Below are 22,339 nucleotides of genomic sequence, written 5' to 3'. Positions count from 1 at the left end.
AGCTCCAGTTCAGGCGAGACGGATGCGCGGATCGACCACGGCGGTGATGATGTCGGCGAGCAGGCTGCCGATCAGCACCAGGATCGCCGAGAAGATGAGGAGGCCCATCACCACGGGATAATCGTTGTAGCCGAGGCTATCGAGGAACAGCCGGCCCATGCCGGGCCAGGTGAACACCGTCTCGGTGACGAGTGCGCCGCCGAGGATCGCCGGCACCTGCAACCCAGCAAGCGTGATCATCGGCAGCAGCGCGTTGCCGACGACGTGCTTCATCAGGACCCGTCGCGGGCTGACCCCCTTGGCGCGGGCGGTGCGGACGAAATCCTGGTTGATCACGTCGAGCGTCGCCGTGCGCATGTAGCGGCTCCAGATCGCGACGTCGACGAGCGCCAGCACCAGGGCGGGCATCACAAGATGCCAGGCGACGTCGAGGAACGAGCCGTCGCCGATCGTGTACATGTTGCCGGCGGGAAACCATTTCAGTTGCAGGGTGAAGACGTAGATGGCGATCAGGCCGAACCAGAACGTCGGGATCGACAGCGCCACCATGGCACCGACCGTCGCGGCATAATCGAAGGCCGAATAGCGCCTCACCGCTCCGCGTATGCCGATAAAGGTTCCGAGGCAGATCGCGATGACAGTCGAGGTGCCCATCAGCAGCAGTGTCGCCGGCAGATGGCTGAAGATGATGTGCAGGACCGGTTGACCGTCGCGAAAGGAGCGTCCCCAGTCGCCGTGAAGAAGGCGCCAGAGCCAGTCGCCGTATTGGACGAGGACGGGGCGGTCGAGGCCCATCTGGGCGGCGATCTTGTCGAGCTCGGCCTTGGAGATGCCGGGCGTCAGCGCGAACTGCGACATCGGCCCCCCGGGCGCTAGCAGCAACACGCAGTAGCCGATCATCGAAACCAGCAGCAGAAGGATCAGGCTCTGGCCGAGCCTACCAGCGAGATATCGGCCCATGGCGGTCGCCTCCGTATCGGATTGCCGGGTCAAGCCCAACGGCATCGCGGAAGGGATGGGGCGGCCGGAGCCGCCCCAGGGAATCAGACCCAGCGCCAGGCGGCGACGTTCCATGTGTCGATGCGCACGTTGACGTTCGGCAGGTACTGCTCGACGCCCTTCTTGAAGCCGCCCACCGAGACGTACTGATACATCGGCAGGAAGGGCAGGTCGTGACGGATCATTTCCTGCTGCTTGAGGTAGGCGGCCTTGCGCTCTTCCGGCACGAAGGCCTTGCCGCCGGCCGCCAACAGCGCATCCACTTCGGGGCTGACATATTGCCAGTTGTTCTGGCCGGCGCCGCCCTTGGCGTTGATCGACGTCGACATGAAGTAGTCGGAGGTGTCCGGATCCGGGCCGGTGAGAAAGTCGAGCCCGACCACCACCGAGTCGAACTGCGACATCATCCAGTACTCGCCCCACATCACCGCCGGCGGCAGATTGGAAATCGTCATCTCGACGCCGATCTCACCGAAGGACTGCTGCATGAACTGCTGCACCTGTTCGCGCAGATGGTTGCCGGCCGTGGTAGAATTCGAGAAGGACAGGCGCACGCCATCCTTGGCGCGAATGCCGTCATCGCCCGGTACCCAGCCGGCCCCGTCGAGCAGTTCTCTGGCTTTGTCGAGGCTGAACTCGTGCTTCGGCAGGTCGGGGTTGAAGTAGAAGGACTGCTGCGGCACGTAGCTCTCGGTCGGCTTCGGAAGGCCGTAGTAGAGCGCGTCGATGATCGCCTGCTTGTCGAGCGCGTGGTAGAGCGCCTGCCGGACGGCGAGGTCCTTGAACTGCGGCTTTTCCATATTGAAGGTGACCGACTCGACCGTACCGCGCGGCAGGAGCATGATCTCCTTGTCGGCGAGGCCCTTGGCCTCCTCGTAGTGGTCCGGGGTGATCCACTGCAGGCCGACGACGTCGATGTCGCCGGACTTGAACTGGGTGTAGAGCACGTTGAGGTCTGGAATGTACTTGAAGATGAAGCGCTCGAGATAGGGGCCGTCGCCGAAATAGGCGGTGTTGGCGGCGAGCTCGATATGATCGCCCGCGACGCGCTCGACCCATTTGAACGGGCCGGTGCCGATCGGCGCGTTGTTGAACGGCGCGGTGTTCTTGTCCGCGACGCCATCGAACCCGTGCTTGGGCACGATGAAAGTCGATGCGAGTATGGACGGGTAGGGCGCATAGGGCTTGTCCATCCGCCAGGTGATCTCGGTCGGCGAGACGACGGTGAGATCCCGTACGAGCTCGTGGCCGCCTCGGCGCCAGGAGCGGAAGTCGGGATCGACAAGAAGTTCGATGGTGAACTTCACGTCCTCGGCGGTGAACGGCTTGCCGTCGTGCCAGGTGACGCCCTCGCGCAGCTTGACCTTCCACTGCAGGCCGTCGGCGGAAATGCCGCCGTTCTCGACCGTCGGCACCTCGGCGGCGAGGCCGGGGTAGAACTTCCCGTCCGGATCGACGCCGAACAGCGGGTCGAAGATGGCGAAATGCACGCCCTCGTCGACCTCGATGTGCAGAAGATGGGGGTTGAACACCGTCGGCTCCTGCGAGAAGCCGATCACCACCTGGCCTTTGGGCGGCGTCGTGCCGGCGGCATGGGCCTCGCCCAGACGCAGCAGCCCAGGTGCGGTGAGGCCTGCGGCGCCCAGCCCCAGCATGGTCAGGGTCTGTCGCCGGTTGGGGCGGAAAAATGTCGGTTCGCTGCTCATGCCTCACCTCTTTGAGAACGGGTTGAACGCCATGCGTGGAACCCTCCGCCGACCGGCGGCTGGCTAGAAACCGCTGATCAGCTCGATCTTTGATCCATCGGAAAAGCGGGAGAAGCGAAAATGGTGCGGGTCAACCAAAGGCGGCCGGCCGGTTACGATGTCCGCCATAAGCCGGCCGGCGGCCGGTCCGATGCCGAAGCCGTGGCCGGAAAAGCCGGTGGCGATGTGGAAGCCGGGAACGGCGTCGACAGGCGAAATCACCGGCACCGCGTCCGGCGTCACGTCGATGTAACCGGCCCATTTCTGGGCGATTTCAGCCCTTTCGAACGCCGGGAAGTTCCTGCGCAACGCCTTGAACGCGCTGTCAGAAATTCGGCTGGAGGGCTTTGGGTCAAGCACCCGGTTGTATTCGAAAGGCGAGGCCTCATCCATTGCCCAGTTCCGCGACAGGCGGGCCTCGTCGAGGAAGCGCCCGCCAAGCCGGAACGACAGCGATCGCCATTCGGATCGCAGCGAAGGCAGGAAGTCGCTGGCATAGCGGAACGAGGCCGGCACGATATCGACGATGTTTTCGTGACCCGAGGCGACGGTATAGCCGCCGTCGCGCCGCTTGCGGATTGCAAAATCTTCGGCCCAGATCGCCTGGTCCGGGCCGCCCTCCAGCGGCTTGGTGCGCAGCACGGTGTTCATCACCTTGAGCTGCGGCAGGTCGATGCCGAAGCGGCCGGAGAAAAGGTTCGACCAGGCGCCGCCGGCAAGCACGACCTGCGAGCAGGCGATAGAGCCACGCTCGGTGACGACGCCGCAGACGGCGCCGGCCGCAAGTTCGATGCCGCGCACGGCGCATTCGGTGAGGACGTGTGCACCTTTGTCACGCGCCGCCTCGGCGATGGCGGGTGCGGCTTTCTGTGGTTCGGCACGGCCGTCCGTGGGCGTGTAAAGCGCGCCCTTCACCTTCATCCGCGAGCCCGGCAGGAGATCGTTCAACTCTTTGCCGGATAGCATGCGGTGTTCGATCTGGTAGGGCTCGAGGTTCTGGCCCCATCGCTCGTGCTCGTCATAGGACTTGTCGTCGGCGCAGGTGAAGATGATGCCAGCGCGGGCATAGCCGGTCGGTCGGCCGATCCGCTCGTCGAGCCCGGACCAGATGCGCAGCGCCTCGGCCATCAGGGCGACCTCACGCGGATCGCGGCGGGAGATGCGCACCCAGCCCCAGTTGCGGCTCGACTGCTCGTGGCCGATGCCGCCCTTTTCGCAGAGCGCCACCGAGACGCCGCGCTCGGCGAGCTCCAGCGCGGTGGAGGTGCCGATGATGCCGCCGCCGATGACGACGACGTCCACCTTTTCCGGCAGGTCGACATCGCCGTGGAAGGGGTCGACGTAAGGTCCCGGCATGTCAGTAGCTTTCTTCGAGCGCGCAGCTCACTGCGAATTCCGCGACGCTCGCGGTATTGGAGAGGCCGATCAGCATGGCGACGACGTCTGCGAGCTCTTCGGGGCGGGTCATCGTCTCTTCGGCTCGGTCGGTGATGGCGCGGGCCATGTCGGTGCTGACGAAGCCGGGGCAGACCGCCGTTGCGCGGATGCCAAGGTGGTAGCCGCTCTGGCGGATGCCGTGGGACAACGCGACGGCGGCAAACTTGGTCATCGCGTAAAGGCCGGAGTCGGCAGACTTCACCCGCTTGCCGGAGAGCGAGGCGAGGATGACGACGCGGCCTCGGCCGGTGGCGGCGAGCGGACCGAACGCCGCCTTGACCAACCGACGCGGCGCCTTGACGTTGACCGAAAACATGGCGTCGAGGTCCTCGTCCTCGGCGTCGATCACGCTCTTGGGGATCATGATGCCGGCATTGGCAACGATGGCGTCGATGCGTCCGAAGCGGGCGAGGGCACTCGCCACCCAGTCCGCCTCGCCACCCTCGGCCGCGTCGTAGTGCTGCAGTTGCGTGCGCGTCGGATCGGCGAAGCCCGGCATCGACGGCGTGCGCATGCCGAGCGAAAGGCTCCAACCCTGCGAGGCCAGCTTGCCCGCGATGGCGAGGCCGATACCCCGCGAAGCGCCGGAGATCAAAGCGACGGGGGCGGCGGTCATGCGGCAATTCCCTTGCTGGCGACGACGCGCCAATAGATCTTGCGCAGAAGCCGCAGCACCTCGGCGTAGTCTGCGTCGTCGACCCCGGCAAAGAACGCGCGCGACTGCCGGACGATGTCGCGCACCGTGATCGCAAGCTCGGCACCCTTGTCGGTCAGGAACAACGCCTGGGCACGCTGATCACTCTCGGCGACCTCGCGCCGGATCAGGCCGGCCTCGGTCATGTCCTCGAGAATGCGGCCCATGGCGGAGCGATCCTTGAAGATCACGTCGGCAATCACCGAGGGGCGGATGCCGGGGTGGTTCTCGACCAAGAGCAAGGTGGTGATCTTGCCCGTGCCGCGGGCGAGGTCGAGCCCACCGAGCCGGTCGTTGAGGTCGCGGGTGACCGCGACGTTGATCGAGCGAATGAAGAAGCTCAGCGTCGAGTCGAGCACGCCGAGATCGACGTTCTCGGCCCGCAGCGCCTCACCCATCTCCGCTTTCTCAGCCACCCTGCACCTCCTGTGCCGAAGCAGGGGGAAGAAGGATGTCAGCTCGGATTGATGGGATGAGTTCGCGATCCATTTCGGGACTATCCGCCGGATAGTCGACAAGTACAACTATTTATTGGCAACGCGTGACTGATTTTTCGGCGTCGGCTATTGCTGTGCACAAAGTGGGCAAGGTGCTGGAGGATTAACTATCGAAGGCGCAGACGCCTGAGGACGAAGAGGCGCGCATTTCAGGCGACCTTTTCCCAGTCGGCCCCAGGGATCGCAGCTACCAGTTGCTGCGTGTAGGGGTGCTGCGGCGCATGGAAGATCTGCGACGGTGGACCGAACTCGACCATCTTGCCTCGGTGCATCACGCCGACCTCGTCGCAGAGGCGGCTGGCGACGCGGAGGTCGTGGGTGATGAAGATCATTGCGACACCGGTCTCGACCTGCACCTTCTCCAAGAGGTCGAGGATCTGCGCCTGGATCGAGACGTCGAGCGCCGAGACCGCCTCGTCGGCGACGAGCAGGACGGGATCGAACATCAGCGCCCGGGCGATGCCGACGCGCTGGCGCTGGCCGCCGGAGAACTCGTGCGGATAGCGGTCGAGGGCACCGGCATCGAGGCCGACGAGGTCCATCAGCCGGACGGCCTTGGCCCGGGCTTCGGCGGCGGAGATGCCGTGCGCCATCGGGCCGACCGTCAGGATTCGGCCGACCGTCATGCGCGGGTTCAGCGAGGCGAAGGGATCCTGGAAAATCATCTGGATATGGGGCCGCATGGCCCTGAAATTCGCCTCGGACAGGCCGGCAATGTCGCGGCCGTCGAACAGGATCGCGCCGCCATCGCTGTCGAGCAGCTTCATCACCAGCCGCCCGAGCGTTGACTTGCCGGAGCCCGATTCCCCGACGATGCCGACCGTCTGGCCTTTGCGCACCTTGAAAGAGACTGCGTCCACCGCCTTGATTTCACGCGGCTTTCCGAACAGCGAGCCGAGCCGGTAGGTCTTGGCGAGGTCTCGGATTTCCAGCACGGTCGGCATTCCCACAGCCACCGCACGGTCCGCCGTCTTCATTCGCGGCACCGCCGCGATCAAGCGCTGCGTGTATGGATGCCCTGGATCGCGCAGCACGGTTTCCACCGGTCCCTGCTCGACCATCACGCCCTTCTCCATGACGATAACGCGGTCGGCGATATCGGCGACGACGCCGAAATCATGGGTGATGAACATCACGCCCATCGATTTGCGCCTCTGAATCGAGGCGATGAGCTGGAGGATCTGCGCCTGCGTCGTAACGTCGAGCGCAGTGGTAGGCTCGTCGGCGATCAGGATGTCGGGATCGAGCGCCAACGCCATCGCGATCATCACCCGCTGGCGCTGTCCGCCGGAAAGGCGGAACGGGTACTGGTCCTTTATCGCCTCGGGATCAGGCAGGCCGACCTCACCGAGCAGTTCGATGACCCGAGCCGCTCTGTCTCTCGGTGCATGTGCCGGGTGCGAATCCATCGCCTCGGCAATCTGGTCGCCGATAGTCATCAGCGGGTTCAGCGCCGACAGGGGGTCTTGGAATATGATTGAGACGATGCGGCCGCGCAGCGAGCGCAGCTCCGCCGGAGATGCCTGCAGGAGATCCTTGCCTTTCAAAGCGATGTGGCCGCCCTCGATCCGGAGCGTCTGCGGCAGGAGTCCCATCACGGCGCCGGCGGTGACGGACTTGCCGGAGCCGGATTCTCCTATGATGCAGAGGATCTCGCCCGCCGCGAGCGTAAACGACACGTCCTTCACCGCATGCGAACGGTCCATCCCAGGCGGCAGGGCGACCGACAGGTTTTCAACGACGAGGAGTGGCGATTGGCTCTGCTGCGTCATCAAGATCTCCGTGAACGGGACGTCCGCCGGGATGATGCAAGTTCGATGCCGTGGACGTCCAGCCCTTCGACGGCCAGTTCTCGAGACGAATGGATAGTGCCTACTTTTGCGCTGCGGATAGCGGAGCGTGCGACTACAGCAGGTACGACGGTCGGCGGGGTCGGGGTACCGTCGCTCAGGCAACGCTCGCCAAAAATCCGCCACCTGCTCGGGGATCTCTTCCGAGCTACCCTTTCAACGAAATCTCGGCGCTAAGTTTCCGCCTTTGCATCCCTACTCTTAAGTTCCCAGGATACCCGATCTCCAGTGGACGTGCGTCCGGGAATTCGATCCGGATCGACCGGAAGCTCAAGTCTACGGACGTCATCGACGTCCTGTCCGTTCTCTTAATCCTGCGTTTGCCGCCGCGCCGGACGCATCAGCTCCTTGATGTCGTGACGTGCTCACCGCTTTTGGACCGCCCGGCTGGAGGATTTCCGGGAGGAACAACAAAAATCGCAAAAGTAGAAATACATCATCTGCATGCCGCAATATCTCAATTCGCCATCGCAATTGTCTGGGCCGCAAGATGTACAGCCCCACAAGGTCTACCTGCTCGCGGCTCTTCAAGCTGCAAGTTTAAAAGAGTTGAGACTTGCAGGCACAAACACTGTACGAAAAATGTTTGCGCCATGACATCGGCGAATTTATCTTGCCAAGAGCCGCTTCCAGCGTTCCCTACATGCATGTGATTTGTCGCCACCAGCGAGGCGAAGGCCGAGAGGACCTCACCACCCCGGCGCTCCGCCAGATTAGAGCCTCCGATTGCGATCAGCAGGTCGTCTGGTTCCAGCATGAAGTTCATGCCGTGAACAAAGTTTTCTGTTTCTGCGGCGATCGCGACGAGGCCGCCGGCCTCATGGAACTTGGCAGCGCCATATTCGGCGGTACCAAGTCCCGGCCCGGCCCCGAGAAAGAAGAACTTGCCAAACTCTTTGGCGACAGGAACGACAGCCGCCGCCTCGGATCTGGCGCAGGCCAAGACGCCTGGCATCGTTGCCAGTATCGCTCGTGTCGACTCCTGCGGGAGGGCAGCGTAGCTGCGGGCGATCTCCACCAGCGCCAGGAGTGTTACCGTGTAATCAAGAGTATGCGGCGTCTTTCTGCTTAAGGGCGTATAAGGCAGGACAACGAGTTCGTCTGCCGCCAGGCCCAGGGTGCTGTCACCATTGCAGGTCACCGCAACGACCCTTGCACCTCGGCTGTGCGCCACCCGGGCTGCTTCGACGCTGCGCCTTGTACTGCCGGAGATGGACGACAAGATCACGGTGTCGGCAGGTTCGAGATCGATATATCCGGTAAGATCCATCGCGCTGCAGGGGACGATAGGCACCCCGATCTGCCGGAAGACGGCCGCCAGCGCCTTCGGAGCGAAGGCAGAGTCGCCACAGCCGCCGACGAAAACGCGCCCCCGCGGCTTCTGCAGGCCGTCGCAGATCCGCGCCAGTACGGGCTGGATCGACAGCATCAATTCGGGTTGCGTCGCAATCTCGCGGGCCATCATGCTGGTCATCATGCCGTCTCGTCATTCAGGTTGAAGGCGGAGCGTCCCAGCGCCCATATGGCACCGGGAGGCACGGGGCCAAACTCCGTGAGAAGCGCGGTCGTGAGCGCGGCCGGAATGACTTCGAGTTCCGGCGCGCGTGTATCGACCTGGCGTGACGTCCCCACCGCCATTCCGGCAGTCAGAACCTCGTCGTAGGATCGGATCGCAGGGGAAGGCCTGTGTCCGCCGTAACTGCGCGTGTCGAGCTTCAGCAGATCGGTCACGCCGAAAATCTCGACACCCATATCCTGCGCGAGTCGGGCAATCATTCGGCTGCCGATGGTGTTGAGGAAGCTCCCGTCACAGCGCAGGGTCTCCACTCCCAAGAGCGCAGCATCGCACTGTTCCAGCCCGTACTCGATCGCTGCATCCGGAATGAAGATGACATCAAGACCGGCGGGCAGGAATTCTTCCAGGTAACGCGCGCCGCCTGCGATCGCGCGACTTTCCGGAACGATCACTTTCAGCTGCGGATTCTCCTTGACGAGTGCTCGCACGACTGCAGAAACCGTGCTGGAATAGTCGAAGGCCATGACGCCGCACTTGCCGGAAAGATGCCGCGTGGCCGCAGCAACGAGGCGCGCCTTTCGTGCCTTGGCAGCTTGGTCCCAGTCCAGCACACGATTGCGCAGAAGGTCGGCCTGCTTGCCCGGGTCAACGTCATCCAGCCCGGCAAGCAGCAGGTGAAGACTGTTACCGATCACCGGCGTGTCCTGCCCGCGTGTCCGTGCGATGAAAGCCGCGGCGAGACGGGCCCGGCGTAGGCCGTTTTCACTGGTACCGATCAAATGAAGGATCAGCTGATTGCCAAGTTCGACGTGCCGGCTAGCTCCAAGAACGCCTTCGTCGACGATCTGCCACAGGAAATGCATCGTCTGGTCATCGGGGGCGGAAAGGCCGGCAGATTCCAGTTCATCCCGATGCTGGAAACGTCGATCAGACATGAACAGCCCCTTCTGTCTTCAGTAAATCGGGGCGACCTCCCGTGGAAAGTCGGCTCGCCAGGAAATCCTCGACCTGCCGTCGGCGTGGCATCCCCTCCTGGGCCCCGATACTGCGGGTCGACAGGGCGGCTGCCGCGTTGGCAAAACGCAGGCCGTCGCCGATCGGCATGCCGGAGATCCTGGACACCAGATAGGCGCCCGCGAAACAGTCGCCCGCCCCGGTTGTGTCCACCGGGTCGACGACAAAGCCCGGGCTTTCTACGACATGCTTTCCGCTGAAGCGCTGGCATCCCCCAGCGCCCAGCGTGACAATCACCTCTGCGTCACCGCGCAGATGGAGTGGCGTCAGGGGTTCACCAAGAACATTGCGTGCCGCCTCGAACGCCTCTTTGTTGAGGAACAGCGTGTCTATCAGAGGCAGGACCGCCGAAAGAAGGTGGGGGTTGCGCACGATATCCGGCGGCTCGAGATCGAGCGAGGTCGACAATCCCCGCTCGCTCGCCATTCGCAGAGCGGCGAGCGACAATTCCGGCGATCCGAAGGTGACATGGAGATGGCGCACGCCGTCAAAGGCGTCGGGCACCAGATCGGACACGCTTGGAAGATACGCTGGTGTTTCCAGCTTGATGAGGGACTTTTCGCCCGCCGGTGAAAGCAGTACCAGGCACATGAAGGTTTGCTCGTCGTGCCGGCGCGCCAAATATTGGAGATCGACCGCGTCTTTCGTCAGGCTCACAATCGCGACATCGCCGGCCGGGTCGGAACCGACAGCCGCGACGAGCCGGCTTTTAAGACCGAGTCGCGAGACGGCAACGGCGCAGTTGGCGGACATGCCGCCGGCTTTTTGACCATGATTGCGTCCAGCCACTTTCTGGTCAAAGCCCGGGATTTCGGAGACGGAGACGAACATGTCGACGTCCAGGTCCCCGATGCAAAGAACATCGATATCAGTCATTTAGATCTTTCCGCGTTTTGGCATCCGCCAGCCCGCGACGCTCGAAACCGAAGCGATCAGCAACAGTCCGATCAGACCCAGTTGCCAGGCAGCCGATATATTGGCCAGTTGCAGGCCGATCTGGAGGGTGGTGACGACAAGGATGGCGACGATGGTACCGGGGATGCCGCCGGTTCCACCGAAGATGTGCGTTCCCCCGAGGACGGCGATCGTCACGGCGAGGAGTTCCATACCTTTGCCCGCATCGGGCCGTGCGGCCAGGAACCACGACATGGCGATGATGCTGCCAAGAGCCGACAGAACGCCGGAAAGAACGTAGAGACCAATGCGGATGCGTACCACATTGAGCCCTGACAGGTGGGCCGCACGGTCGTCGTTGCCGGCAGCGATGATATGGCGCCCAATGGTGGTCCCCGTCAGCATCACATGCAGGACGACCGCGACGGGAAGAAGGACGAATAGAAATGCATTGGGCAGCCCCAGCGTGTGACCCTGACCGAGCCAGGCGAACTCGGGAGGGAAGCCCCCGACGGGCTGGCCCATGGTGGTAGCGAGCGCCAGCCCGCCGAAGGCAAACATGGTAGCGAGAGTCGCCATTAGCGAGGGAATGCGCAGGACATTGACGAGCAGACCGTTGACTAGCCCAAGACCCGCGCCGGCGGCAACGCCGATGGCGCAGGCTGTCCAGATATCGATGCCGGCGGCGAAAAGGGCGCCCACGGCGACTCCCACGAGAGACATGATGGAGCCGACGGATAGATCGATTCCCGGCCCGCCCGCCAGAATGACAAGTGTCTGTCCGAGACCAAGCAAACCGAGAATTGGCACGTATTGCAGGAGGTAGGGCACGGTGCTGGCCTGCAGGAAGTACGGTGAAAGCAGGCTCATTGCCACGATCGAGACGACCAGCAGGCCGCACAGCAGAAGCAGACGAGCCCTCAGCGGGTCATAAGTCCGGAAGCCAGATTTGCGGGTCATTGCGCCCTCGGATTGTTGCGGTTGCGCAGGGAATCAGCCGTCAGGACGACGACCAGCAACGAGCCGATGATCACCGTTTCCCACAAGGAAGAGACGCCGGTCAAAACCAAACCGTTCTGCATGATGCGGATAAAGACGACACCTAGAAGCGTGCCGAGCAGGCTGCCGACGCCGCCCCGAATGTTGGTGCCGCCGAGGATGGTGGCCGCGATCGCCTCGAGTGCGATTGTCGTGCCGATGTTGATTTCCACATTGCGCAGGCGGGCCACGTAGAGGAGCGCCGCCAGGCCGGCCAGAAATCCCAGAAAGGCGTAGGTGAGGATTTTAGTGCGATCGACGTTGATGCCGACAAGCCTGGCGGACTGCTCATTGCAGCCGATGGCGTAGATATGGTTGCCGAAAGGCAGCTTGGACAAAACGATCCACGCTCCGAGATAGACGACAGCAATGACCAGCGCGGATGCCGGGACAAAGCCGATCCAGCCATTGACCATGGGCGAAAGCGTGCTCGGCAGGCCGGAGATCCAGGCACCACCAATCACTAGAAACATGATGGCGGAGAACACGTACATGCTGCCCAGCGTGGCGATGATCGGCGGCACCTTCAGTTTGGTCGTGACGAAGCCGTTGAACGTGCCGAGCGCTGTGCCTGCCAGGAGCCCGAGCGGCGCCACAGCATAGGCTGGGAGGCCGGCCTGGTATGCCTTGCCAATCACTATGGCCGAAACGGCGAGGATGCCGCCGACACTGACGTCGATCCCGCCCATGATAATGACGAGGGTCATTCCGGCCGCCACGATCGCCAGTTCAAGACCGGCGCGCAGGGTCTGCACCAGATTGTTGGTAGTCAGGAAGTAGGGCGATGCAATCGCAAAGACGGCGCCCACCGTCAGGATCGCGATCACGAGAGCCACTTCACGCGAGGCCGTCGCCGACACCATGCGTAGGGCGGGGCGTGGATCGGCCGCTGAAGTCATGCAGAACCTCTCAAATCGTCGGCGGTAACGACAGCTCGCACATGCAGCCTGACCGCGACAGTATCCGAAGCGCCCGGAACCGGGCGCCTCGGACAAGCGCTCAAAAGTTGAACTGCTCGATGTTTTCCTTGGTGAAAACCGCGGGCTCTCCGAGCAACAGGATTTTCTCGTCAGCCATCCAGCGCACGTTTGCCTCGAGACCATCCACCTTTGGCTCGGCCTCGAAAGGCTTGCCATCGGCCAACTGCTTGCCGGCCCATACGGTCAGGTAACCAAGGTCGGCCGGGTTCCAGAGGACGGAGTAGCTCATCGCGCCACTGAGGACGTAGTCCTTCACGGTGTTGGGCGAGCAAAATCCCGTTGCCACGATCTGTTCCTGCCGCCCTGCCGCCTCCACCGCCTGGCCGATGCCAGGGCACGTCGTCGAGGCAATGCCGATGATGCCCTTGAGATCGGGATTGCGGGTCATGGCGTCGGTCGCGAACTGGAAGGCTCGCGCTGCCGTTCCATCGGTGTGGTCGACGGAGACGATCTGAAGCTTGGGGTATCTGGTCTTGGCCCGGTCCTGGATCGCCGCGATCCAGGCGTTGAGGCTCGCAATGGTCGGGGCATCTGAAATGATGGCGATCTTCGCATCTTCGCTGGTGCGTTCCACCATTTCGTCGAGGATCGTGTAGCCGAGGTCCTGGTCAAGGGCCTGAGCGACGTAGAATTCGCGCTCGCTTCCAGCAGCGTCGGCATCTGAAGTGATCACGTGTATTCCCGCCGCCCTTGCCTTCGCGATGGCAGGCTTCAGGGTTTCGACATCGACTGGCGACACGCCGACGACGTTGACGCCTTGGTTGACGAAGCTCTCGAAGATTCGCAGCTGGTCGGCCGAGTTCGTGCTCGTCGGTCCCTGCTGGATATACTCGACGCCAAGGGCGTCGGCTGCCTTGGTGGCACCCTGTTCCATCGCGACATAATAGGGGATGCCCTGGATCTGCGGGACGAAGGCGACGCGCACCTTCTCCTGCGCCACGGCACCCGTGGCGAAAGCCGCCGCAATGAGGCCCATGGTGACCGTCGTGAAATTGCTTTTCATGTCTGCTACCTTTGCTTCGTTGTTGGACTGGATGCCCATGGACCGCTCTTTGGCTTGGTCCTCAGGATGCGTTGGCGCGCACTTCGTAAGCCCCGGTGATGAGACCGATGATTTCCTGCGGGGTCGTGTTTCGTGTCTCTCGCACTGCGATGCAGCGACCGTGGCGCATCACCGAGATGCGGTCGGAGACTTCGAATACGTCTTGGATGTTGTGCGAGATGAGGACCACCGACTTGCCCTGAGCCCGCAGTCTCACGATGAAGTCTAGGACCTTGCGCACCTCAGCGACGGCAAGCGCCGCCGTCGGCTCGTCCATAATGATCAGACGAGCGTCCATGTTGAGGGCTCGCGCGATGGCGACACCCTGCCGCTGGCCTCCCGACATCGACTCGACCCAGGAGTCGATGCTCGGAACATGGACGTCCAATTGGTGAAGCAGTTCGGCGGTGCGCTTGCGCATGGCGCTTCTGTCGAGGAATGGAATGCCGAGCATGGGGCGCTTCAATTCGCGTCCGAGAAAGATGTTGTCGGCGACCGTCATTTTTCCGGCCAGCGCGAGTTCCTGGTAGATGGTCGCAATGCCACTTTCCCAGGCCTCCTGCGGTGAGCGGAATCGGACCTGCCGGCCCTCCATCTCTATCGTGCCGGCGTCGGGGGAATGGGCGCCTGACATTGTCTTTATGAGGGTCGACTTTCCGGCGCCGTTGTCGCCGACAAGTGCCATCACCTCGCCGGTCGCCACGACGAAATCCACATGGTCAAGGGCGACCAATCCTCCGAAGCGCTTGACGATGCCCGACATTTTGAAAACCATCATCGATCCTTTTCAGGGTTCTGCGTCGGTTCAGGAGGCGCGCTGAAGGGGCCTTTGGGCGAGACTCTCCAGCAAATCTTCGTGTGATGAAACAGCCCCTTGGGCGCCCTCGACTGTTGTGGTGAGGCTCCCCGCCGCGGCGGCGTGACGGGCCGCGATTTCTATTGTGGCGTCGTTCAGCCAGTAGGCCAGAAAGACGCCGGCAAAGCTGTCGCCAGCGCCCGTTGCATCCACAACACGAACCGGCAAGGCCTGAACGCGGATGGGGCTCCCACCGTCATTCGGAAACGCTATTGCCCCGGAGGCTCCAAGCGTGAGGACGAAGTTCCCGCGAGATTCAAGCGTATTGAGCTGCGACTGGACGGCAGCGGAAAGATCCCGGTCAGATACGCGGATATCAAATGCCTCGCGGATCAGCGCCTCGCCGGCAAACGTCAGGTCGCATCGACCGACGACGTCGAGAAAGCCCTCGCGCGTCCTTGAACCGGATGGCAGTCCGGCGGAATGAAGGCTGATCGTCCAGCCGGCCGCTCGAAACCTCTCGATCGAACCCCGCATCCTCTCATAGTGGTAGCCCTCGATATGCAGGCACCGGGTCCGCGTCTCGGAGGTCAGCCTGACGTGATCGACCAAATCCACATCCGAAAGCTCGAAGGGCTCGTTCACAATGGTTCGGCTGCCGTTCGGCTCGATGAAGACGATGCAGCGGGAAAGGCGATTGTTGAAGGGCTTGCGGATGGGGAAGGCATGCACCGCCTTGAGGGCAAGCTCCGCAAGTGCCCAGTCACTGTCCGGGTCGTCGCCGAGCGCTGTCGCCAGCTCGACATCAAGGCCAAAGGTGCCGTTGGCACCGATGCCGGCGGCAGCGACCGCGAGGTTTGCTGCCGGGCCTCCGAGCGCCTTTTCGATGTGATGCGCGGTGATCCGGTCGTCGCGATGCGGCAGAACGTCGATACGGCACATGTAATCGACGCTGATATAGCCGACCACAACGAGACGGGGCATTTGAGAGCGATCTTCGCCCGTTCGGCGAACGCTCACAGTCGACAGAGATCGCGCGAAAGTACTTGGCCTGTAGGCAAGTTCGCGCACGGCTCGATCGATCTTCGACTGCGTCGCAGGACGAATTCTCGCGGTCCCGTTCAAATAATTGGAGACAGTCCCGACGGAAACGCCCGCCACGTTGGCTACATCTGCGATCGTGGGTCTGCGACGAACCATGCAATCTCCAAATCTTGAAGCGCTTCAATGAAACACATTTTTACTGGCTTAAAAAGCCCTAATTTGCCCCACGTTGTGCTGAATAGTTGGGCGTTGGGGAGCATGAAATTGAATTCTCTTCAATTTCATCAGGCGATTTGTCTTGTGGGGATTGCGAAGTAGGTCGCTTCAACAAGCGAGATGGCGTTGATTGGTCGTGATGATTGCTGTGTCCGGAATCATCGGTCATAGCCAGAAGATGACCGTGGCCGCGAGCGCGACGGCAGGGAAGAAGACGATGGGGCATCAGTCGAAATTCGTGGCGACCCGTTGCCAGTCCTCGAGATGTCCGAACATGATCTCGATGCGGACCGCACTATAGCAAATGCGCGCATTCGCACGACTTCGCAGTCGACGACGTGATCGAAACGTGGCTCGGCTGCGGCGCGGTCGGCGCGCCTCTATGCGTGCCCGCACCAGGATATGAGATTGTCGCAAGCAATGGGATGCGCCCCCTGATACTTCATGCGTCATGGCGACGTGGCGGTCGGTTACTACGTGGACATCAGCGCTTGGATCGACCCCGGCCACAGAGGTCAGGGCTTTGGGGATCAGATGATACTTGCCGAGCCAAGCTGAAAGCGCCCTCGGCATCTGCGCGGAGGTCGGCGTCACGAGCCAGGCAGAGCCATCAGATTTCGGTGCTGTTCCGAGCCACAGGCGCAATGCTCTTGCCAAAAGCGCGCTCCGACAGGCGAGGCCGAGATGGCCTTGCTTGTTCTAGCGATAGGCTTCCGCTGCATGGATGACGAGCTCGCCCATTCGGGCAACGGTATCTTCCAGAAGAGCGCGCTGGCCGCGATAGCGTTGACTCATGATGCAGATGATCGCGGGGGACCCGGAGGCCGGTGTGAAAATGCCGACATCGGAAGCGATGAAGGGTTGAAAGCCACCAGTTTTGTGCGCCGCGGAGACGCCCCAGGCATATTTGGGCACCATGGTTTGCAATTGTTGACCGAGTAGGAAGCCGCGGATGACAGCGCATGTACGAGGTTCGGCGCAGCAGTTCTCGTGCAATTGCGTCAAGAGGAGTCCGAGGCCCCGGGCGCTGGCCAGGCTGAAGGGCCGCCCGGTCTCGAAGTGATAGCGTTCGCGGGCGTCTGACAAGTCGCTGACGCCGAGAGGCGGATAGCCCCGTCGGGCGAATTCGCCGGGAGCAACGGTGCCGAGTTCGGGGTCCATGCTCGAGCCGAGGGCGCGGAACCAGGTCAGAGCGTCGCCGGTCATCTGGATATCGGGAATGCCGAGGGCCCGCATCTCAGCGTTGACGCCGTCGACGCCTCCTGCGGCCTCCAGGCAGATGTCGGTCGCGGTGTTGTCGCTGACCACGGTCATGAGCCAGGCCGCATCCTTCAGCGTCAGCGATGCGCCGGCATCAAGCAGGAAAAGGACGCCGGTGCCGAGCCGCTTGTGATCGTCGGTGAGCGTCAGGCGCCGCGACAGATCGGCTTCGCCGCGTTCTACCCGCCGCATCAGGGTGACGAGAATCGGCACCTTGATCAGGCTCATCGTATCCTGTGAGCGATCGGCGTTGATCGTGATCTCCTCGTTGCCAGCAAGGAAGCGAACGTAGACACTCCAGTCAGCGCGCACCCCGTCTGCAAGTGCCTTCAAACGCCGTTCCAGGATATCCAGCCAGGTCAGTTGCTCAGACACAGAGATAGCCTCCATCGACGACGAGGTGAGTTCCGGTGATGTAGGATGCATCGTCGGAGGCGAGGAAGCAGACCGCTTTGGCGACCTCCTCCGGTCGGCCCAGCCGGCGTAGCGGGACGCGCGTGTCCAGCCAGGCCTGACCCGCTTCCGGATCGTCCATCAGGCGGACCATGCTGGTATCGATGACGCCGGGAACTACGACATTTACCCGGATGTTCTCGCGCGCCCATTCCGCCGCCATGGCGATGGTGAGGCCGATCAGCCCCGCCTTGCTTGCGCCGTAGGACAAGGCCGCGTCGCCGGTGCCCATGCGATAGGCGCCGGTCGAGGAGATATTGACGACGGCCATCGGCCCGGTGGCGCTTGCAGCCTTTCTTTCGGCGATCACAGCCTGCGCTGCAAAGAAGCTGGCGCGCAGGTTGATCGATTGGTTGAGGTCCCAGTCCTCCACATCGACCCTCATGGCCGGGGCTAGTACATAAACACCGGCGGCGTTGACGAGGACGTCCACAGGCCCACCCAGAAGAGCGATCGCCGCGCCGACGGCTGTCCGCGTGGAGGCGACATCGGCGAGATCTGCGGTCACCGTAGCCATATCGCCGAGCGCGGCGAGCCCAGCCTCGTCGCGGTCAATCCCCGCGACCGAAGCGCCCGACCGCTGCAGCTCGGCGATGATGGCGCGACCGATGCCGCCTGCCGCGCCGGTAACGATTGCCCGCCGACCGTTAAAGTCATGCATTGTCGTCGACCCCAAAGAGACTGACCGTATCGTCTGCGGCAAGGGTCACCGCGGCATGGGCGGCGACCTCCGCGCAGGTGGCGAGCCAGATGTCGTCGCGGGACTTCAGCATCGCGACCATGCGTTCGAGCATGGCGACACGGCTCGGGCGGCCGATCACCTGCGGATGCATCGTCAGGATGAAATGGCCGCCGAGGGCATGGATCGCCTCCAGCTCTTCGGCCCAGATGGCCTCGACGCTCGCCGCGCTCTGGATCGGGCGATCCATTTGTCCAAGCCCGAAGGCAAAGAACGGCCAGTCGTCGAGCAGCCACTGGATCGGCAATTCGACCAGTGCCTTGCCGGGGTGACGATAGGGACGAATGTCGGCCATCATCTGGCTGGAGTAGGACAGGCCCTGCTTTTCCAAGAGTTCGAGAGTCACAGGGCTGACGTCCCAGGATGGCGAGCGATACCCGCAAACGTCTGCACCGGTGCCGCGCAGGAGGGCCAGCGCCTTGGCGAGTTCTTCCTCCTCGGCCTCGACGGAGAGCTGCTGCGGCGGCGTATGGGTGTAGCCGTGGACGGCCACTTCGTGACCCTCGTCGACGATCCGGCGCACCCGCTCGGGATAGCGCTCGACATTTTGTCCGACGACGAAAAAGGTCGCCCGGACATCGTGACGCTTGAGAACATCGAGAATGAGCGGCAGTCCGACACGCGCGCCGTAATGCCCGATCGAGAGGACGCCGGGGCGTCTGGCATTCTGCGGGTCCATCGCCACCCAGACGGTTTCGGCGTCAAAGTCGAAGGTCAGGCTCGCAGCGGATCGGTATCCATCGGGCCAGGTGAAGAGGTTCATTGTGGAAGGCTCCCGGTTTCTTTGGATCGGCGGCTCTTCGACGCCTTGCGGCCAACCCAGTGCGTCCCCACCGACCAGATGCCTCCCGGCAGGAAGCGCAGGGTAAGGACGATCAGAACGGCGATGATCATGAAGCGGATGACACCGAAGCCGGCGAGCTGCTCGGTAACGACGGTGAGGGCGATGGCGCCGAGGATCGGCCCGAAGATCGTCGCGGTGCCCCCAAGCAACGTCATCGACAGGATCAGCGTCGTCAGCGAGAAGGAGAAGACGTCTGGCGAGGCGACTATCAGGTAATGGGCATAGACCGCGCCTGCGGCCGCGGTGAAAAGCGAGCTCGCGACCATTGCGAGGACGCGCTGGCGCATTGCCGAGACGCCTCTCGCCACCGCGTAGGCCTCGTTGTCGCGCAGTGCGATCAGGCTGAGCCCGAAATCGGACGCCACCAGCTTTCGCAGGAAGAAGGTCGAGGCCAGAAGCAGGCCGGCGGAGAGGTAGACATAGTTCTTCGGATCGGCGCCCAGCGGCCCACCGGCGATCTCGAGATCGGGCACGCCGACGAGACCCACGGCACCGCCGGTCCAGTCTTTCTGGCTGACGATCAGGGCGACACAGAGCTGCACGAAGGCAAAGGTAACGAGGGCGACATAGATGCCTCGCAGCCGCAGCGCCAGCGCCGCGGTGACGCCGGAGAGCATGGCGATGACGGCCACCGCCAGCAGGATGTCCCACCAGACGGGAAGGCCGAGATGGATGGTGGCGATCGCCGCGACATAGCCGGCGATGCCGAAGAACGCGACGTGCGCGAAGTTGAAGATGCCGGCATAGCCGAGCGTCAGGTCCCAGTTCGATGCGACGACCGCGAAGAGTAGCGCGACGACGGCAAGGTTCTGCGACACGCCGGAGGTGAAGATCTGCGGCAGCACCACAGCGGCGGCGATGGCTGCCATCCAAAACCCGAGTCCCAGGTACCGGCTTGCAACCGCGCTCATGCCGGGCGCCCCAGGAGACCGTTCGGCCGAACGAGCAGGACAGTGATGAGAACGGCAAAGAGGACGACGGGGGTCCAGTAGATGCCGATGTAATAGGAGCTTCCCGCCTCGATCAGGCCGATCAGGTACGCCGCGACGATGGTTCCCGGCAGACTGCCGAGGCCGCCGAAGACGACGACCAGGAAGGCGCGCAGCAACGGGTCGCTGCCCATGCCGGGAGACAGGTTGAAAAGGCCGCCGATCATTACCCCGGCGACGCCCGCCAGCACGGCGCTGACGGCGAAGGTCGCCAGATACATGCGCTCGATTCGGATTCCGAGAAGCTGCGCAGCCTCGCGGTTCTGTGCGATGGCGCGGATGGCGAGGCCGTACTTGCTGAGCTTGAGGAAGAGCGCAAGGGCGCCGAGAAGCAGGGGGGCCAGAACGATGACGAGGAGGTTCTGCGCCTGCATCGCCGTACCGCCGATGCTGACGGTGCCGGAGACAACCTGATCGAGGACCTTCAGCCGCCCGCCGAACAGATACAGCGCCGCGTTTTCGAGGAACATCGCGCCGGCAATCGTTGTCATGATCACGGTCAGCTCGGCATTGGCCGTGCCGATCCATGGTCGCACGAGGAGAGCGTACAGAAGACCCCCTGCGAGGATCAGAAAAGCGATGCAGGCGAGGATCCCCACGAGCAGGCCGAGACCTAGGCCCCCAGGCGCCGACACCCACCAGGCGACATAGGCGCCCATCATCAGGAGCACGCCGTGAGCGAAATTGAAGACGCCGAGCGCGCCCCAGACGAGCGACAGGCCGCTCGCGATCAGCGCGTAGATCGAGCCGGAAACCAGCCCCGCCACCAGGATCGAGACCATCAGACGGTGCTCCCGAAATAGCGCTCGACGACATCCTGATGCCGGAGTTCGCTGCGGTCTTTGATGTCCATGGTCACCGTGCCTTTCTCGATGAGGTAGAGGCGAGGACAAAGGGCGAGGAGGAGGTCGACGTCCTGGTCTACGACAATGAGGCCGACGCCCGTCTCGGCAACCAACGCGATGCGCTGTGCGAGCTCCTGGCGGATCTTCGGAGCAAGGCCGAGCGTCGGCTCGTCCAGCATCAGGAGCCTGGGGCAACCCATCAGCCCGACGCCGATCGCCGCCATCTGGCGTTCGCCGCCCGACAAGGTGCGACAGGCCTGCGACCGGCGCTCGGCCAGCCGCGGGAAAATGGCGAAGACCTTGTCGAGGGACGCCCTGCGGTGGGGCCAGGCTGCCCGCGGATAGGCGCCGAGCGTCAGAGCCTCGAGTACGGTCATCCGCGGAAAGAGAACGCTGGCCTGAGCCACGTGCACGATGCCGGCGTCGACGACGGCGTTTGGCGCGGCGCCCGTGAGGTCGGCTTCGCCGAAGCGGATCCTGCCGGCGACCGGCTTGATCAGGCCGGAGATCGTGCGTAGCAGCGTGGTCTTGCCGTGCCCGTTCGGTCCGAACAGCCCGACCGCGCCGCCCTCTGCTACCTCAATGGTGAGCCTGTGAAGCACCTCGATCCGGCCATAGCCGGCCGATAGATTTTCGACGCTAAGCCGCATCGGTGTCGAGCTCCTTCGGGCCCCCGAGATAGGCTTCGATCACGCGGGGGTCGCGGGCAATCGCCGACGGCGGGCCCTCGGTGAGCTTGCGTCCGAAGTCCATCACCATGACGCGTTCGGAAATGCCGAAAAGTAGCGGCAGGATGTGCTCGATCAGAAGGATCGCCGCCCCCCGGTCGCGCAGCCGCAGGATCAGGAGCTTCAGGTCAGCGAGTTCAACAGAGTTCAGGCCGGAGGCCGGTTCGTCGAGCATCAGCAGTTGCGGGCCGATGACAGCCGCCGAGGCGATCATCAGGCGCTTGGTCTCATAGACCGGAAGGGTCGCCGCCAGCTCGCCTCGAACTGCCGAGAGATCCATCACGTCCAACGCCTCGTCGATCGCCTTGGAAAGTGCCGCGCCACGCATCCCACCGCCATAGGCGGCGCCGACGCGGATGTTCTGGGCGACCGTCAGCTTGGCGAAGGCGGTCTCCTTCTGGAAGGTGCGGGCCAGCCCGAGGCGAAAGATGCGATGCGGCGCCAGGCGCTCGATTCGTTGTCCCGCGAACCGCACGGTGCCGCGGTCGGCGCCGAAGGGGATCCGGCTGATGAGGTTGAAGAGCGTGGTCTTGCCGGCGCCGTTCGGGCCGGCGATGCCCAGAATCTCGCGCCGGCCGATTGTAAAGGACACGTCGTCCACCGCCACCAGCGAGCCGAAGGCCTTACCGAGGCCGTCGACCTCCAGAATGTTAGCGCCTTCGTCCGGCATCACCGCCTCCTGTCATGCGTCGATGAAGCCGGCCCCGAAGGGCCGGCAG

21 protein-coding genes are annotated in these 22,339 nt (G+C 63.3%); all 21 read right to left on the bottom strand.

The window, feature by feature from the left end:
- Nucleotides 1-9 precede the first annotated feature (9 nt).
- The gene (locus Sa4125_RS20520; protein WP_224001148.1) at nucleotides 10-960 is read right to left on the bottom strand and encodes an ABC transporter permease; all 951 of its coding nucleotides are present in this window, start codon (nucleotides 958-960) and stop codon (nucleotides 10-12) included.
- Between the two features lie 83 nt (nucleotides 961-1,043).
- Entirely contained in the window at nucleotides 1,044-2,705 is a 1,662-nt protein-coding gene (locus Sa4125_RS20515) for a peptide ABC transporter substrate-binding protein (RefSeq protein WP_224001146.1), read from the bottom strand.
- A 63-nt stretch (nucleotides 2,706-2,768) separates the two neighbouring features.
- Complete coding sequence (locus tag Sa4125_RS20510) at nucleotides 2,769-4,100, bottom strand: FAD-binding oxidoreductase (protein WP_224001144.1); 1,332 nt, start codon at nucleotides 4,098-4,100, stop codon at nucleotides 2,769-2,771.
- 1 nt (nucleotide 4,101) lies between these two features.
- On the bottom strand, nucleotides 4,102-4,797 hold the full coding sequence (locus Sa4125_RS20505) for an SDR family NAD(P)-dependent oxidoreductase (RefSeq protein WP_224001142.1): 696 nt from the start codon (nucleotides 4,795-4,797) through the stop codon (nucleotides 4,102-4,104).
- A complete protein-coding gene (locus Sa4125_RS20500) occupies nucleotides 4,794-5,291 on the bottom strand; it encodes a MarR family winged helix-turn-helix transcriptional regulator (RefSeq protein WP_224001140.1) in 498 nt (165 codons plus the stop codon). Before Sa4125_RS20500 ends, Sa4125_RS20505 begins: the two co-directional genes overlap by 4 nt.
- A 230-nt stretch (nucleotides 5,292-5,521) precedes the next feature.
- Nucleotides 5,522-7,144 (bottom strand): ABC transporter ATP-binding protein, encoded by a 1,623-nt coding sequence (locus Sa4125_RS20495; RefSeq protein ID WP_224008075.1) that lies wholly within the window; start codon nucleotides 7,142-7,144, stop codon nucleotides 5,522-5,524.
- Nucleotides 7,145-7,679: 535 nt separating this feature from the next.
- The gene (locus tag Sa4125_RS20490) at nucleotides 7,680-8,696 is read right to left on the bottom strand and encodes an SIS domain-containing protein (RefSeq protein WP_224001138.1); all 1,017 of its coding nucleotides are present in this window, start codon (nucleotides 8,694-8,696) and stop codon (nucleotides 7,680-7,682) included.
- On the bottom strand, nucleotides 8,696-9,673 hold the full coding sequence (locus Sa4125_RS20485) for a hypothetical protein (RefSeq protein ID WP_224001136.1): 978 nt from the start codon (nucleotides 9,671-9,673) through the stop codon (nucleotides 8,696-8,698). Before Sa4125_RS20485 ends, Sa4125_RS20490 begins: the two co-directional genes overlap by 1 nt.
- Nucleotides 9,666-10,628, bottom strand: a complete 963-nt coding sequence (locus tag Sa4125_RS20480; RefSeq protein WP_224001134.1) for a carbohydrate kinase family protein — start codon at nucleotides 10,626-10,628, stop codon at nucleotides 9,666-9,668. The genes Sa4125_RS20485 and Sa4125_RS20480 overlap by 8 nt, the downstream gene beginning before the upstream one ends.
- A complete protein-coding gene (locus Sa4125_RS20475) occupies nucleotides 10,629-11,606 on the bottom strand; it encodes an ABC transporter permease (RefSeq protein ID WP_224001132.1) in 978 nt (325 codons plus the stop codon).
- Nucleotides 11,603-12,583, bottom strand: coding sequence for an ABC transporter permease (locus Sa4125_RS20470; protein WP_224001130.1), 981 nt, complete (start codon nucleotides 12,581-12,583; stop codon nucleotides 11,603-11,605). The genes Sa4125_RS20475 and Sa4125_RS20470 overlap by 4 nt, the downstream gene beginning before the upstream one ends.
- A gap of 100 nt (nucleotides 12,584-12,683) precedes the next feature.
- Nucleotides 12,684-13,667, bottom strand: coding sequence for an autoinducer 2 ABC transporter substrate-binding protein (locus Sa4125_RS20465; protein ID WP_224001128.1), 984 nt, complete (start codon nucleotides 13,665-13,667; stop codon nucleotides 12,684-12,686).
- A 61-nt stretch (nucleotides 13,668-13,728) separates the two neighbouring features.
- Complete coding sequence (locus Sa4125_RS20460; protein ID WP_224001127.1) at nucleotides 13,729-14,481, bottom strand: ATP-binding cassette domain-containing protein; 753 nt, start codon at nucleotides 14,479-14,481, stop codon at nucleotides 13,729-13,731.
- Nucleotides 14,482-14,511: 30 nt separating this feature from the next.
- Nucleotides 14,512-15,702, bottom strand: a complete 1,191-nt coding sequence (locus tag Sa4125_RS20455) for a PfkB family carbohydrate kinase (RefSeq protein ID WP_224001126.1) — start codon at nucleotides 15,700-15,702, stop codon at nucleotides 14,512-14,514.
- Between the two features lie 759 nt (nucleotides 15,703-16,461).
- Nucleotides 16,462-17,397 carry a serine hydrolase gene (locus Sa4125_RS20450; RefSeq protein WP_224001119.1) on the bottom strand — a complete coding sequence of 312 codons (936 nt, stop codon included), beginning with the start codon at nucleotides 17,395-17,397 and terminating at the stop codon, nucleotides 16,462-16,464.
- Entirely contained in the window at nucleotides 17,390-18,136 is a 747-nt protein-coding gene (locus Sa4125_RS20445) for an SDR family NAD(P)-dependent oxidoreductase (protein ID WP_224001117.1), read from the bottom strand. Before Sa4125_RS20445 ends, Sa4125_RS20450 begins: the two co-directional genes overlap by 8 nt.
- A complete protein-coding gene (locus Sa4125_RS20440) occupies nucleotides 18,129-18,977 on the bottom strand; it encodes a polysaccharide deacetylase (protein WP_224001115.1) in 849 nt (282 codons plus the stop codon). The genes Sa4125_RS20445 and Sa4125_RS20440 overlap by 8 nt, the downstream gene beginning before the upstream one ends.
- Nucleotides 18,974-19,927 carry a branched-chain amino acid ABC transporter permease gene (locus tag Sa4125_RS20435; protein WP_224001113.1) on the bottom strand — a complete coding sequence of 318 codons (954 nt, stop codon included), beginning with the start codon at nucleotides 19,925-19,927 and terminating at the stop codon, nucleotides 18,974-18,976. Before Sa4125_RS20435 ends, Sa4125_RS20440 begins: the two co-directional genes overlap by 4 nt.
- Before the next feature lie 38 nt (nucleotides 19,928-19,965).
- Nucleotides 19,966-20,829 carry a branched-chain amino acid ABC transporter permease gene (locus tag Sa4125_RS20430; protein ID WP_224001111.1) on the bottom strand — a complete coding sequence of 288 codons (864 nt, stop codon included), beginning with the start codon at nucleotides 20,827-20,829 and terminating at the stop codon, nucleotides 19,966-19,968.
- On the bottom strand, nucleotides 20,829-21,542 hold the full coding sequence (locus Sa4125_RS20425) for an ABC transporter ATP-binding protein (protein ID WP_224001109.1): 714 nt from the start codon (nucleotides 21,540-21,542) through the stop codon (nucleotides 20,829-20,831). Before Sa4125_RS20425 ends, Sa4125_RS20430 begins: the two co-directional genes overlap by 1 nt.
- Entirely contained in the window at nucleotides 21,532-22,290 is a 759-nt protein-coding gene (locus tag Sa4125_RS20420) for an ABC transporter ATP-binding protein (RefSeq protein ID WP_224001107.1), read from the bottom strand. The genes Sa4125_RS20425 and Sa4125_RS20420 overlap by 11 nt, the downstream gene beginning before the upstream one ends.
- Between the last annotated feature and the right edge of the window lie 49 nt (nucleotides 22,291-22,339).

It is taken from the genome of Aureimonas sp. SA4125, assembly GCF_019973775.1.
GTDB lineage: Bacteria > Pseudomonadota > Alphaproteobacteria > Rhizobiales > Rhizobiaceae > Plantimonas.
The sequence above is the reverse complement of the archived record's forward strand: the minus strand, read 5'-3'. Positions and strand labels throughout refer to the sequence as shown.